Below are 13,599 nucleotides of genomic sequence, written 5' to 3'. Positions count from 1 at the left end.
GGTCAGGCCTTGCCGCCGGAGACGATCGCTCCCGACTGCACCAGCGCGGCAATGCGGTCGTCGCTGAAGCCGGCCTGCCTGAGGATCTCATCCGTATGTTCCCCGACCAGCGGCGCGCCGCGTTCCACGGTCGCCGGCGTTTTGGAGAACTTCATCGGGAAGCCCGGGGCCTTGATGTGGCCTTCGGTCGGATGGTCGTATTCGATGAAGGTCTTGTTGTGGGCGATCTGCGGATCGTTGACCAATTCCTCGTAGCCATAGACAGGACCGGCCCAGATGCCAGCCGCGGAGAACGCCTCAAGCCATTCGTCCGTCGTCCTGTCTTCGAGCTTGCCCCGCGTCAGGGCGAATATCTCGTCGCGCTTTTCCCAACCGTCGCGCTCGTCGTTCATTTCGAGAAGCGCCGGCTCGCCGATGATCTCGCCGAGCGTCTTGAGCGGCGGGAAGGCGAGCGCGAGATAGCCGTCGGAGGTCTTGAAGGTGCCGTAGGGCGAGCGGATATAGACGTGCGCATGCGGCTCGGCACTGCGGGTCTGGGGCTTGTGGCCGACGGTAAAGACCGAGAGCTCCTGCATCTGTATGGTGGTGATGGCATCTAGCATGTTGACCTTGACGAGCTGCCCCTCGCCCGTGCGTTCGCGGTGCAGAAGGGCTGCCAGCGCGCCTTCGAATGCGGTGTAGGCGGTAATCGCGTCAGCAAGGTACATGCCGGCGGGGGTCGGCGGCTCGCCTTCCCGGCCCGTCGAGCGCATTGCCCCCGACATCGCCTGAAGGAGCAGATCCTGCCCGGGACGCTGGGCATAGGGGCCGTCCTCGCCATAGCCCGACATCGAGACGTAGACGAGCCCGGGATTGATCTTCGACAGGCTCTCGTAATCGACACCCAGACGCTTGGCGACGCCAGGCCGGTAGTTCTGAATGAAGACGTCGGCCGACTTGACCAGTTCCGCAATGACCTCACGGCCACCATCGCTCTTCAGATCGACCGCCAGCGAGCGCTTGTTCCGGTTCAGCGACAGAAACGAGACGTTAATCTTGTTGCCAGTGGCTCCGCCCGCCGAGACGTGACGCTGCCACTCCCCGCTGGTCGGTTCAACCTTGACAACATCGGCGCCGAGATCTCCAAGCCGCTGGGCCGCGAACGGCCCTGCCATGGCGATCGAGCAATCGAGAACCCGATAACCGCTGAGAATGCCCACGAAGAATTCCTTTCCTATTGCATGACCCAGCCGCCATCTACGTTGATGGTCTGGCCGGTAATGAAGCTTGCGTTTTCAGATGTGAGAAAGAGGATGGTGCCGGCGATGTCTCCGGCGTGTCCACGCCGCTGGACCGACTGGTTCTCCAGAACGTAACGATTGTAACCTTCGGGATCGGCGTGAATCTTTTCGGCGTCCGTAGGAAAGGCGCCCGGCGAGATTGCATTGACGGTGACGCCGTATTTGCCGAATTCGCGCGCCCAGGCCCGCGTCAGGCCGACAAGCGCGCCCTTGGACTGGACGTATGGAGCGAGATGCTGCCAGCCCCCATAAAAGGTGATGGAGGCGATGTTGACGATGCGGCCCCAACCACGCTCCTTCATGCCGGGAAGCGCCGCGCGCACGCACATCAGATGCGATTCGACGTTGACCCGCTGGATCTTGCGGTACTCCTCGATGGAATAGTCCTCGAATGCACGCGCCGGATACATGGCGGCATTGTTGATGACGACATCGAAGCCACCAGTCTCGGCGGCAAGCGCCTCGAGCTTGGCGGGTAGCGCGTCGGTATCCGAGAGGTCGAAATCGCGCTGCATGAGCCTCGCCGCATCCGCCTGGGGAACCGCCTTGCGCAACTCCTCGCACTTGGCCGGATCATTGTCGATGGCGACCACGCGCGCACCGGCTTCGATAAGCTGAAGGCTCGTCGCCAGACCGAGTCCGCCGGCGGCACCGGTATAAAGCACCGTCTTGCCTGCGAGGGTCCTTGCATTGCCGAGCGGCGTCATGGAGGCAGGCTTGGTCATGCACGCCCCCGGATCGGTTCGAAGTTGCCGGAGGGCTCCGGATAGTCTTCCGCGGGTTGAGCGGCGAGGCCCGATATCCGGGCTTCGGAAGCCGCGATCTCGTCCGCACTGGTGAGAATGCGGAAGCGCGTGTCGTACCGGCGTTCGTCGCCATGCTCCAGCCAGATCATCTCGCCGCGCTCACGGGCTCCTGCCTGTCCCAGCACGTGGTTCGTCGATGGTTCGATGCCAAGCGCATAATGCGCCGACTGGAAATTCTGCCATTCGTACATGCAGGGGAACTGGTCCTTGCGGGTGGTCACCTCGAAGCCGAGCCCAAGTGCGTCGTTGACGAGCGCCACCGGCACCTCGCCATTGCCGTCGGCGGCCATCTCGTGCTGCCAGACCTGTTCGTGGAAAGGATTGAGGGGCGCGGCGGCCGTGCGATAGCCGACATTCTGCTTGCAATAGTTCTCGCCGGCATGCGCCGCCCAGACCACGTCCTTGATGGGCGCGAGATAGCGCGAGCCTTCCGCCAGCACCGGATGGGCGACGTTGATGTGGTAGCAGTACATGTGAGGCGTCTTGTAGAAGCCCAGATTGACCACCTTGTCAGACAGCCGGATGTCGTTTGTCCCGACCTCGACTTCGATCCGGCGTACGAGTTCCAAATGCTCACCGAAGACAGTCGCCTGACGGACCCTGCCCTCTGCCCAGAGGATGCAGCGCTCCCCCTCCCAGCGCTCGCCATAGCCCGTCAGCCGCGCAGGTATCGTACCGACCCTGCCGTGGATCGACTGCTTGATGGTCTCGCGGGGGCCGTAGACGTAATTGTCGGCCGGTGCGTCGTACATGAAGAGAATATGGTCGAGACCGCAGGTGACCATCAGCCCAGAGAAGGAGCGCATCCAGCCCAGGCCGCCCTCGCCTTCATATTCATGCAGACCGGGATGGCGGAAACCCGAAGGCGAATGCCAGCCGATTGCCTTGCCCTGATAGTCGCAGTCGGCAATATCCATGGCCCGGTCCACGAGCACGGTGAAGCGCAGACCGGTTCCCGTGCGAAATTCCAGCATGCGGATTCCGCGTTCCAGACCGTCGTCCAGGGTCATCGACCGCACGCCGGCAAACTGGCTCAGATCACCGGCATGGGCAGCCACGTCGCGGCGTGAGAGGTTTTTCCCATAGAGCTGCACCATGGACATCTCCTTCTCGTCCGGCGCGCCAGAGGCGGCCGGTCATGTGTTCGATTTCGTTAGAGGCCACGAGCCGTGCCCGTGGCCCCGTTGTTGATCAGAGACCGTTGGCGCGAAGCTTCCCGTCGAGGAACTTCTTGGCACGCGGAACGTCTGCTTCTTCCAGATGTTCGATGATCATCGGAATGTTCGGATGCTTCTGCGCCAGACGCTTGAGGTAGAGATCGTAATTGAGTTCACCCAGCCCCGGAGCAGGTAGCTCGATCTCTCCCACGCCGCGGAAGGTGTGGCTTTCATGGGCAGTGTCGTCGCCGATGTCGGCGTGCTTCTCGGCCTTGTCGTCGCCGGAGCGCTTGACGTCCTTGGCGTGACCGATCTTGATCTTGTCCGACAGCGCGTCAAAGACGTAGTTCAGCGTCTCGTCCATCTTGTCGATGTTGTGCGCCTCGAAATAGTTGGTCGGGTCCATCAGCAGGCCAAGACCCGGATGATCGACTTCGGCAAACATGCGCAGCGTTTCCTCGACCGAGCCGACGACGTTGTTGACGTAGGTTTCGAGCAGAAACATCGCGCCATGATCATAGGCGTGCTGGGCGAGCTCCCGGATGACGGCGCGGCAGTCGTCCCAGCCTTCCTCGGTTTTGTTCTTCGGATGGTGAACCCAGTCGCTCTCGGTATCGAAGGTACCGGTTTCGGAGATGACGTAGGGCGAGCCGAGATGCTGCGCGTTGGCTATGATCTCCTTGAGGAGACCGTTGCGCTTGGCGCGTTCCGACTTGTCCGGATGGATGATGTTCGTATATCCGGAAATGCAGCTGATCGGCAGATTGTGGTCTCGGAAGGTCTCCCGGATCCTTATGCATTTGTCCTTGGTGATGTTGCCGGCGCTGAGGTCCATATCCTTAAAGTGCATGTCGAGCTGGACGGTATTGAAGCCATGGCCGCGAATGACCTTGGCGGTTTCCTCCAGGCTGTACGGAAAGTACGCCGTAAAAATACCTGTCTGCATCATGATGAAATCCTCCCTTGAGTTCAGTCGATCTTGATTTCGGAAAGTGCGACCGTCCGCTTCTCGTCGATCGAGCGGTAGGCCGCCTCGACAAGCGCCATGGTCCTGACGTTGTCGGCGACGGAGAGGGCGGGTGCCTCTCCGGATTTGACGGCATGCTGGAGCTGCTCCATCACGCCGATGAATGCGTGCGGGAACCACATGGTCTCCCATTCGGGGGTGACCCACCTGCCGTCGGTCATCTTCGGCGAGGCGTAGGAGAGCGACGACGGCGCACCGGTCGGCCAGCCGATCGTGCCCTTGGCCACGCCTTCCGTGCCTTCGACGCGCCAGCCGATATGCTGGTCGTCCTCGTAACCCTCTGCGCGCGGACCGGACCAGACGTCCTCGAGTGAAACGGCAACCACACCGGAAGGGAAGCGCAGCGTGGAGACGACGATACCGTCCGAGTGTTCGAACTTGGTGCGCGGATCGGGACGCGTGAGCGAGGTCACTTCGTCCGGGTCGCCGAACAGGAAGCGCAGCGCATCGAGATGGTGGACGCTCATGTTCGACAGCGTCAGCCGGTCGTAACCTTCGAGGAAACCTTGCCAGTGCGGGATCGCGTGCATGTCGATCTGCGCGAATACGATCTCGCCGAGTTCGCCCGCATCGATGATCTGCTTGAGTACACGCATCGACTGGTCGTAGCGCATGTTCTGGTTGACCGAGAGGATCTTGCCGGCCGCGGCGGCCTCGTCGCGCAGCTTCTTGGCCTCGTCGAGCGAGAGCGCCAGCGGCTTTTGAGCCAGGATCGCCTTGACGTTGGGCGCGGCCAGCGCCTTGCGGATAAGGTCCGGCTGGAGATCCGGCGGATAGGCGATGTCGACGATCTCCACCGATGGATCGGCGATCAGATCCTCTGGCGTGTCGTGCACGGTGCTGATCTTCCAGCGATCGGCCACTTTCTGAGCATTGGCCCTGGTGCGCGATGCGATCGCGGCGACCTGGAATCCTGCTTCGGCATAAGCGGCCAGATGGCATTCCGCCATGATCATGCCCGCGCCGATGCAGCCAATCGAGTAATCCCGACAGCGGACTTGCGGGTCCGGTTCAAACGTCATTGTGTCCATCCTCCCAATCTCCATTCTTCTCATGCCGTTACCGCCTGCCCTTCGCTGTCGAAGAAGCAAGCCTGACCGTTCGCCACGGCGAGCGCGACCTGGCTCGACGGTTCGATTTTCGGCTGGCCGCGAACCATGGCGCGCAACGAGGTTTCGCCCGCCTGAAGCGTGACCACGGTCACGCCGCCGAGCGGCTCGACTTCGTAGACCTGCACCGGCTTGCGGACGCCATCTACGTCATGGTCGACGGCGAGATCCTCGGGCCGGATGCCGATCTGGGACGCGCCATCGGGCACCGTCATCGCATGGAGCGACAGCGCGCCGTCGAGCGCGCTCAGCCGACCCGGATCGAGCGTGATCAGGTTCATCGCCGGCGCACCGAGCATGCCGGCTACATAGGCCGACCGGGGATTGTCATAGATGTCCGACGGCGCGCCGATCTGGCGGATCACGCCATTCTCCAGGACCGCGATCCGATCGGCGACCGACATCGCCTCTTCCTGATCGTGCGTGACGTAAACGAGCGTGCGGCCGAGTTCGTGCTGGATGCGCTTGAGCTCGACGCGGGTTTCTTCGCGCAGCCGCGCATCGAGCGCCGAGATCGGATCGTCCATCAGATAGGCGACGGGATCGCGCACCAGTGCACGGGCAATGGCGACACGCTGGCGCTCGCCGCCGGAGAGTTGCGCCGGCGACTTGTGCAGGATGTGACCGATATGGAGCTTCTCGACCACGTCGGCGACGCGAGGAGCGATCTCGTCCGGGCTTATCTTGCGTTCGACGAGCGGGAAGCGGACGTTCTCCTCCGCCGTCATGTGCGGGAAGAGAGCGAGATTCTGGAATACCATCGCCACGTTACGGCGCGCCGGCGAAACATGGTTCACCGGCTCTCCGTCGATCAGGACCTCCCCTTCATCCGGCCTTTCCAGCCCGAGGATCAGCTTGAGGATCGTGGTTTTGCCCGAGAGCGGCGGACCGAAGAGGCAGAAGAATTCGTTGTCGGCGATCTCGAAGCTGACATCGTTGACAGCGATCGTATCGCCAAAACGCTTGGTAACGTTCCTGAATGCGATTGAAGCCATCAGTGCGTCTCCACGATGGCGGCGCCGGTGTCCGCATCGAACAGCCTGATATTGGACGGATCGATTGCCAGCGTGACGATATCGCCCTGTCGTACCGGCACGCGATTGTCGAATACGCCTTTAATCGAGTGACCACCCTGACCCATGTGAAGAATGGTGCGCGCGCCGATCCGCTCGACGAAATTGACGGGCAGGCGCAAACCGTCGTCATCGGTGAGTTCGCAATGCTCGGGACGGAAGCCGTAGACCACGGCCTTGCCTTCCGGTAGCCCCCGGAACAGCGCGCCGGGAAGCGGCGCCGAAAGGCCGGCTTCTCCGAGATCGATGCACATGGCCTCACCGGAAGCGACGCTGCGTCCCTTGATCAGGTTCATGCCTGGCGAGCCAAGGAAGCCGGCGACAAAGACGTTCGACGGGTTGTTGTAGACGTCGATCGGCGTTCCGACCTGCAGGAGCTTTCCGTGATCCATCACCGCGATCCGGTCTGCCATGGTCATCGCCTCGAGCTGGTCGTGGGTGACGTAAACCATGGTCTGGCGGAACTCGCGCTGGAGATGCTTGAGTTCGGTGCGCATGACCGCGCGGAAGGCCGCATCGACGTTCGACAGCGGTTCGTCCAGCAGGAAGATCGCCGGTTCCATGATGGCCGAACGGCCGATCGCCAGACGCTGGAGAATGTTGACCGAGAGGCCGGCGGCCGGCTTTTTCAGGAGCGCGGTCAGATGCAGGAACTCGGCCATGTCGTTGACCCGCCGCTCTCGCTCAGCCTTCCCCACGCCGGTCGCACAAAGACCATAGGCGAGGTTCTCGTAAACGGTCATGTGAGTGAAGATCGCGTAGTTCTGGAAAACGAAGCCAACGCCCCGGCGGCTCATTGGCACGCCGCGCATGTCTCGCTCGCCGAAGAGGATTTCGCCTTCCGAGGGCTCGATCATGCCCGAAATCATGTTCATCGTCGTCGACTTGCCGCAGCCCGAGGGGCCGAGGAGCGCGACGAACTCTCCGTCAGCGATTTCGAGGTTCATGTTCCTGAGCGCCGTGAACGAACCGAAGGTCTTGCCCAGATTTGCGAGATGGATCGAAGTCACTGGCTCACCCCTCGCGACATACGCTTGATTGCGATGGCGGACACCACGGAGAGCGCGATCAGAATGACCAGCGCGACAGCCGCGACATAGCCCCAGATCAGCTCCTGCTGGGTGACTTTGTAGATGTAAATCGAGATCGTCTCGGTCGCGACACCAGGGCCGCCGCCGGTCATGATGTAGAAATTATCGAACACTTTGAAGTTCTCGATGACCCGAATCGCCAGCGCGATGATGATAATGGTCTTCATGCGCGGCAGGACGATCGTGCGGAACCGGGTGGCCCAGGAGGCGCCCAGAAGGGTGGCCGCACGGAGCTGGTCCTCGGGAACGCCGACCATGCCGGCGAGCAGGATGAGGAACATCAAAGGCGTCCATTGCCAGATGTCGGAAACGATGACTGCGAAGAAAGCGAGATCGGGGTCGGCAAGCCAGGCGATGGTGACGGGCGCACCGTAGAAGAACGACAGGATGTCGTTCACCGGTCCGCCTGACTGGAACAGCATGAAGAACATGTATCCGGCAACCGCGGGCACCACCATCATCGGGATGAGCAGCACCGAATAGAGGAACCGGCGGCCCGGAAAATCGTCGACGAAGAGAATTGCCAGACCCAGTCCGAGCAGGAATTCCACCGGCACACAGATCGCCATCACAAGAACGGTGCGGCCCAGCGCTGACCAGAAACGGTCATCGGCCATAAGGTCGCTGTAGTTGGCGAAGCTGTTCCAGAGTTCATGCGCCTGCCACCAGCCGATGCCGTCGAGGGGCGACCAGTCGGTCAGGCTGATATAGACCTGCATGAGAATCGGGAAGACGGCGATGAACAGGACCAGGATCTGGGCCGGAAGCGTGAGCCAGATGCCGAGTCTGCGGCTGTCGCGCGTATCCTCGTGTTCCATCACGGGCGTATTGGTATCGAGAGCGGCCATGGTCATTGCTTGAGCGCTCCGAAGGTCAGGCCGCGCACCAGATGTTTCTGGATGGCGATGCCGAGAACGACGGGCGGAATGGCGGCAATCAGGCCCAGCGCGGCCTTGGCGCCGTAGAGCTGGCCGGTCATCGAGGACGACAGCGAGGCCATGTAGACGGGAATGGTGACCCAGTCGCGCGTCGTCAGGAGCAGGCCGATCAGATAGTCCGACCAGTTGAGGATGAAGACGAAGAGGGCGGAGCTGGCGAGCGCCGGGCGCATCATCGGCAGTGTGATCTTCCAGAACACCCGCAGACGCGAGCAGCCCTCGACAAGTGCCGCATCTTCGATCTCGCGCGGCATGTCGTCGAAGAACGTCTTCATCAGCCAGAAGGCAAACGGCATGGTGACGATGCCGTAGACGAGCGCGAGACCGTACCAGGTGTCGATGAGGTCGAGAAACGCCCACATGATCATCACCGGAATCATTACCGCCATAGGCGGGAAGATGCGGAGCTGGATCAGCGCCAGCGGAAGGTTACCACCCGAGCCGAAGCGCGACAGGCCGTAGGCCGCCGAGGTGCCGGCGACCATCGCGATCAGCGTGCCGAAGACGGCGGAAAGAAGCGAGGCCAGAATGGGCCGGGCGGCGGTGCGGTCGAGCGCCACGATCAGGTCGGAGCTGCTTTCCCCGAAAAGGAAGCGGAAATTGTCGAGTGTCGGGCTTTTCGGCCACCAGGTAAGGTCAGCGCCGGTGGCGGACCACTCGGCAATCGGCTTGAAGGCCATCGACGCCATCCATAGGGTCGGGACAAGCGACAACGCCACAATGGTCAGGATCGCCGCATAGCGAAAGATCTCGAATGACAGTGAGCGGTTCATGATACGTCCGGGTCTCTGGAAAAGGGATGCGGGGCGTCGAACACGCACCCCGCATCCGGGCGATTGGGAGTTGTCCCGTCAGCCGATGGGATCGGTGACGGTCGGCCAGGCCGCCTTGTTGGCCTTGATCGCCTCGACCAGCTTGTCCTCGCCTACGCGGCGGGCAACACGCGCCCATTGCCGCTCGGTGTCCGCCATCGCATCGGCCGCCGACTTGCTGCCGGTCAACGCGGCGACAAGGTTCTCGTCGAGTGCGTTGTGGAAGGCTGTCGCGCCCGGATAGTTAATCGTCGGCACAGTGCGGGCGACGCTCTCGCGGACCACGTCCATGTGGTAGTCGTGATAGGTCTGACGCACGAGCGGATCGGCGAAGTTGGACAATTGGAACGGGTCAAAATAGCCGCCCGGGTTCGCCGTCATCCAGGAATAGATTCGGCTCGACCCCAGCCACTGCAGCAGCAGGTAGCTCGCTTCCGGATAGTCGCTCTGCGACGACACGGAGGCTGAAAGGTTGAGCCACAGAACGGTGCGGCGGACGAGCTTGCCATCGATTTCGCGGCCGGGCGGAAGGTGCGAGCCAACCTTGCCCGTCACTTTGCTACCCTCGTTGGCCGAATTGTCGAGGAACTTCGGCAGGTTCGAGAAAGCGCAGGTCATCGCCGCACCGCCGGAGGCGAAATTGCCGTACTGCTCAGGCCAGCCCCAGGAGATGGCATCGGGTGAATGGTGGGCGAGCGAATCGATATATTCCTGCGTCGCGTTGATGCCCGCTTCCGAGTTGATCAGCGGCTTGCCCTCGTCGTCGAACAGGAACTGGTTGGGCGACGCCATCGAGACGAAGCGCTGGTACCAGTTGGTATATCCCCAGCCCTGGTTGCGCAGATCGGTGGAGCCGAACAGCCCCTGATCCGGACGATGGAAGAAGGCCGCGATCTCGTCGTGCTGCTTGAATGTTGTCGGCGGCGCCAGTTCGTAGCCGTATTTGTCGGCAAACGTTTTCTGCTCCGCCGGATCGTTGAACAGGTCGGTGCGATGGTTCCAGATCTGGAAGTCGCCGTCGAGCGAGACCCCGTAGGTCGAGCCACGATAGTTGTTGAGCAGCGAAACGCCCTGCTTGCCACCGACATAGCCGCGTTCGGGATCGTCCCATTCGGGCTTGTGGGCGGCGACGTACTCGTCCAGATTGACGATACCGCCGGTTTCCGCGAGATCGCCCAGGCGGTTCCATTCGACCGCATAGATGTCGAAGGCGCCGCCTTTGGTGGAGACGTCCTGCATGACCTTGGTGAATTCCTGGCCGTTCGGCACGCCGACGATATCAAGTGTGATACCGGTTTCAGCCTCCCAGAGTTCCTTGATCGAAGGTGCGCCTTCCGGGAAGGGCTGTGTCAGCTGGCCGATCGAACCGTCGGAAAGGCCGAGCACGATGCGATCCGGCGCCTTGCCGGCACCCTTGAGTTCCTTGATGGCCTCGACGGCACGTGCTTCCGGCGTATCGGGTCCATACTGATAGCGCTCGGCACCGTCAAATCCGGTCGGGCCACCGACCATCCCCTCAGCGAGTCCCTCGGCGGCACGCGCACGGCCGAGACGAAGATAAAGCGGCGCGCCGAGCGCGGTGACGAGTCCTGCACTGGCAGCGGTCGACAGAAGCCGACGCCGCGAAATTGCGGATTTGATGTTCATGATATCCTCCCAGTAAGGCGTCCTCATCGCCCGAGAAGGAGGATTGATATTTTACACTAGGCCTGCAATCAGAATAATGCATCATTTTACATCATTATTCATCATTCAGGCCGATTTTGCGCTGCAATACGCGTGAAATTGGCAATTATTCAGATAATGATTGTTTTTGATGCACTATAAGCCATCATTAAGCGACAACAATCAGCGGGCTCACCATGCGTACGACCGTCTCCCATATCGCGAAGGAAGCAGGGGTCTCTCCGGCAACAGTGGACCGTGTGTTGAACGGTCGCGACGGCGTACGCGAGCGAACGCGGACCATCGTCATGGATGTGGCGACGCGGCTCGGCTATTTCGGACCGGTTGCCCATAGCGGCAATGACATCCGGATCGAGTTCATCCTGCCCGCCGGTAACAACACCTTCATGTTGATGCTGCGCAAATACCTCTTCGACGAGGCCGCATCCTATGGAGGCATCAATGCGAGCCTTCACCTGATCGAAGCCTTCGACCCCGAAAACCTGGCCCAGAAACTCCGCGAACTCGAAGGCAAGACGGATGCCGTGGCCCTTGTCGCGCTCGATCATCCGATTGTGCGAGAAGCCATCAATTCACTGGCTGCCACCGGAATCAGGATTGCGACGCTGGTTTCCGATATCTCGTCGGTCAACAAGCTCGGCTATGTGGGCATAGACAATCGCGCGGCGGGCCGGCTGGCGGGACTGCTCATGGGCCGGTTTCTCGGGCGAGGAGAAACTCACGGCACGGCAATCTTCATCGGTTCGTCGGCCTATCGCGGCCACGAAGAACGCGAGATGGGGTATCGCTCGATCCTGGCTCAGGACTTCCCGACACTGAATATCGTCGACATCATTCCGATCAGCGAAGACCGGGAGCGCGCCTACGAAGCGGCCAGGCACCTCCTGTCCTCAAAATCGCTGCGCGGCATCTATAATATCGGCTCCGGCAACCAAGGCATAGGCCGGGCCCTGCGGGAGGCAGACGGCGGACGCGATATCGTCTTCATCGGCCACGACCTGACCGACGCCACACGCATGATGCTTCTCGACCGGACGATGGATGCCGTCATCGACCAGAACCCGCGCGTGGAAGCCCGCGAGGTCGTCAAGCTTCTCGTCTCCGCCGTCCGAGGATCGAAGGAGCCGGAATACCTGCCCCGCCTTCAGGTGATTTTCCGCGAAAACATTCCGATTTTCTAATTCCCTCCCACCAGGAAGATGCCTGCTCTCGGCAAGGCCGCCGCAGGGCACTGTAGGTTCAGCCCCATTTTTCGAGCGAGGCGGCGAGCTCCGGATGGGTGGCGGCATGGGTTTCCAACGATTGCCCCGAGGCTGCGGCTTCCCAGGCCTGGCGGATGGCGCGCACGCCGGCGGTCGGTCCGCCCGGATGGCCGTGAATGCCGCCGCCGCCGAGATACATCAGATCGAGCGTGCGGCCGGTGCGATTATAGGTCTCGACCGCCTGCCCGCCCCATTGCCCCGAACAGACGACGGGCAGCGGCCGGTCATCCGGAGAAAAGATCGGCGTCATCACGTCATGGAAGGACTGAACGAAGCTTTCGTCCGGCTCCCAGTACTTGGCGCGGATGCCATTGATCTGGAACTGGTCGACGCCAAGCAGACGCCAGATCTTCTGATAAGCCCGAAATTCCATGCCGAGCGCCGGATGGCGTGTCAGGATGTCCCAGCCGTTGCGGTGGGCATGCAGACAAAGCGCGGAGCGCTTGCGCAGGAACGACATGCCGCCGTAGCCGATCGAGTTGATATTGATCACCGCCGCATTGCCGCCATTGCGGACCACGTAGTCGTGGTTTTCCATCATCGTGTCGGGATCGGCTGACGAGATGCCGAAGGCATACATCACCTGCTTGCCAGTCCGCTCGGCGTGGTCCCTGATAACCGGCATGATCGCGTCGACCCGCGCCTTCAGCGGCGCATAGGTCGGGTTCATCATCTTCTCGTCGTCCTTGATGAAATCGACACCGGCCTCGCAGAGCACCCTGACGACCTCCGCCGTCTCCTCCGGGGTCAGACCGAGCGAAGGCTTGATGATAGAGGCGATCATCGGCCCCCTCTCCACCCCCATCATCCGGCGCGATCCGGCAATGCCGAATTGCGGGCCGGGATGACAGGACCATGCCTCGGGCAGGTCAATATCCATCACGCGAATGCCGGAGAGCCCGCGCGCGGCAAAAACACCGCCGATTGCGATCGTCATCAATGCGGCGACATCGGTCCCGATTGCCTCCAACGGATAGGCAATCGTCACGTCGCCGCGATGATAGGGGCCAGCGCCGTCCCGATCCGGAAAGCCGGGGGTGTCGGCATCGTCAAGCGACGCGATCCCCTCGACGCGGGCCGCGCAACGCTTGCGCACCGCATCGGTCTCGCCCGGCAATTCGGTGAATGTGCCGGTCGATTGATCGGAGGCGATCTTGGCCGCCATCGCCTCGATGCTGCCGGCGCACTCGATGCGATAGGTGACCCGGATAAAGTCGTCTTTCATGCAATCCTCCACGTCGGACAGAACAGGCAGACCGGCCTCCAACGGCTCTCAGCTGTAATACTCATCATACCTGTTGACAAATGATTTATCATACCACAGGCTTCATCCTATCCAGGGAGAGAGCCATCCAATG

12 protein-coding genes are annotated in these 13,599 nt (G+C 61.7%); 1 reads left to right on the top strand and 11 read right to left on the bottom strand.

The window, feature by feature from the left end:
- Positions 1-2: 2 nt before the first annotated feature.
- The 10 genes from E2A64_RS14280 to E2A64_RS14235 all read right to left on the bottom strand — a co-directional run bounded on the left by E2A64_RS14280 (position 3) and on the right by E2A64_RS14235 (position 10,940).
- Positions 3-1,199: a CaiB/BaiF CoA transferase family protein gene (locus E2A64_RS14280; protein WP_133285182.1), complete on the bottom strand. Its 1,197-nt coding sequence runs from the start codon at positions 1,197-1,199 to the stop codon at positions 3-5.
- Positions 1,200-1,213: 14 nt separating this feature from the next.
- Complete coding sequence (locus E2A64_RS14275) at positions 1,214-2,005, bottom strand: SDR family NAD(P)-dependent oxidoreductase (RefSeq protein WP_206662454.1); 792 nt, start codon at positions 2,003-2,005, stop codon at positions 1,214-1,216.
- Positions 2,002-3,183 (bottom strand): aldose 1-epimerase family protein, encoded by a 1,182-nt coding sequence (locus E2A64_RS14270; RefSeq protein WP_133285181.1) that lies wholly within the window; start codon positions 3,181-3,183, stop codon positions 2,002-2,004. Before E2A64_RS14270 ends, E2A64_RS14275 begins: the two co-directional genes overlap by 4 nt.
- Before the next feature lie 94 nt (positions 3,184-3,277).
- Positions 3,278-4,192 (bottom strand): sugar phosphate isomerase/epimerase family protein, encoded by a 915-nt coding sequence (locus tag E2A64_RS14265; RefSeq protein WP_133285180.1) that lies wholly within the window; start codon positions 4,190-4,192, stop codon positions 3,278-3,280.
- A 20-nt stretch (positions 4,193-4,212) separates the two neighbouring features.
- On the bottom strand, positions 4,213-5,292 hold the full coding sequence (locus tag E2A64_RS14260) for a Gfo/Idh/MocA family protein (protein WP_428977490.1): 1,080 nt from the start codon (positions 5,290-5,292) through the stop codon (positions 4,213-4,215).
- A gap of 29 nt (positions 5,293-5,321) precedes the next feature.
- Positions 5,322-6,374 carry an ABC transporter ATP-binding protein gene (locus tag E2A64_RS14255; protein ID WP_133285178.1) on the bottom strand — a complete coding sequence of 351 codons (1,053 nt, stop codon included), beginning with the start codon at positions 6,372-6,374 and terminating at the stop codon, positions 5,322-5,324.
- The gene (locus E2A64_RS14250; protein WP_133285177.1) at positions 6,374-7,462 is read right to left on the bottom strand and encodes an ABC transporter ATP-binding protein; all 1,089 of its coding nucleotides are present in this window, start codon (positions 7,460-7,462) and stop codon (positions 6,374-6,376) included. The genes E2A64_RS14255 and E2A64_RS14250 overlap by 1 nt, the downstream gene beginning before the upstream one ends.
- The gene (locus E2A64_RS14245; RefSeq protein ID WP_133285176.1) at positions 7,459-8,397 is read right to left on the bottom strand and encodes a carbohydrate ABC transporter permease; all 939 of its coding nucleotides are present in this window, start codon (positions 8,395-8,397) and stop codon (positions 7,459-7,461) included. Before E2A64_RS14245 ends, E2A64_RS14250 begins: the two co-directional genes overlap by 4 nt.
- Complete coding sequence (locus E2A64_RS14240; RefSeq protein WP_133285175.1) at positions 8,394-9,254, bottom strand: carbohydrate ABC transporter permease; 861 nt, start codon at positions 9,252-9,254, stop codon at positions 8,394-8,396. Before E2A64_RS14240 ends, E2A64_RS14245 begins: the two co-directional genes overlap by 4 nt.
- 78 nt (positions 9,255-9,332) lie before the next feature.
- Positions 9,333-10,940, bottom strand: a complete 1,608-nt coding sequence (locus E2A64_RS14235) for an extracellular solute-binding protein (RefSeq protein ID WP_133285174.1) — start codon at positions 10,938-10,940, stop codon at positions 9,333-9,335.
- A gap of 215 nt (positions 10,941-11,155) precedes the next feature.
- Between E2A64_RS14235 and E2A64_RS14230 the strand changes: the two genes are divergently transcribed.
- The gene (locus E2A64_RS14230; protein ID WP_133285173.1) at positions 11,156-12,160 is read left to right on the top strand and encodes a LacI family DNA-binding transcriptional regulator; all 1,005 of its coding nucleotides are present in this window, start codon (positions 11,156-11,158) and stop codon (positions 12,158-12,160) included.
- Between the two features lie 58 nt (positions 12,161-12,218).
- Here the strand turns inward: E2A64_RS14230 and oiaX are convergent, their stop codons facing one another.
- Complete coding sequence (gene oiaX, locus E2A64_RS14225; protein ID WP_133285172.1) at positions 12,219-13,466, bottom strand: 3-oxo-isoapionate-4-phosphate decarboxylase OiaX; 1,248 nt, start codon at positions 13,464-13,466, stop codon at positions 12,219-12,221.
- Between the last annotated feature and the right edge of the window lie 133 nt (positions 13,467-13,599).

This window comes from Pseudohoeflea suaedae, from assembly GCF_004354915.1.
Classification (GTDB): Bacteria; Pseudomonadota; Alphaproteobacteria; order Rhizobiales; family Rhizobiaceae; genus Pseudohoeflea; species Pseudohoeflea suaedae.
Note: the sequence above shows the minus strand (reverse complement) of the source record. Positions and strands in the feature narration are given on the sequence as shown.

Excerpts from the sequence above, each read along its gene's own strand:
- E2A64_RS14240 (WP_133285175.1), bottom strand. The coding sequence starts at position 9,254 with ATGAACCGCTCACTGTCATTCGAGATCTTTCGCTATGCGGCGATCCTG.
- E2A64_RS14230 (WP_133285173.1), top strand. The coding sequence starts at position 11,156 with ATGCGTACGACCGTCTCCCATATCGCGAAGGAAGCAGGGGTCTCTCCG.
- E2A64_RS14255 (WP_133285178.1), bottom strand. The coding sequence starts at position 6,374 with ATGGCTTCAATCGCATTCAGGAACGTTACCAAGCGTTTTGGCGATACG.
- E2A64_RS14270 (WP_133285181.1), bottom strand. The coding sequence starts at position 3,183 with ATGGTGCAGCTCTATGGGAAAAACCTCTCACGCCGCGACGTGGCTGCC.
- oiaX (WP_133285172.1), bottom strand. The coding sequence starts at position 13,466 with ATGAAAGACGACTTTATCCGGGTCACCTATCGCATCGAGTGCGCCGGC.
- E2A64_RS14275 (WP_206662454.1), bottom strand. The coding sequence starts at position 2,005 with ATGACCAAGCCTGCCTCCATGACGCCGCTCGGCAATGCAAGGACCCTC.
- E2A64_RS14245 (WP_133285176.1), bottom strand. The coding sequence starts at position 8,397 with ATGACCATGGCCGCTCTCGATACCAATACGCCCGTGATGGAACACGAG.
- E2A64_RS14260 (WP_428977490.1), bottom strand. The coding sequence starts at position 5,292 with ATGACGTTTGAACCGGACCCGCAAGTCCGCTGTCGGGATTACTCGATT.
- E2A64_RS14265 (WP_133285180.1), bottom strand. The coding sequence starts at position 4,192 with ATGATGCAGACAGGTATTTTTACGGCGTACTTTCCGTACAGCCTGGAG.
- E2A64_RS14235 (WP_133285174.1), bottom strand. The coding sequence starts at position 10,940 with ATGAACATCAAATCCGCAATTTCGCGGCGTCGGCTTCTGTCGACCGCT.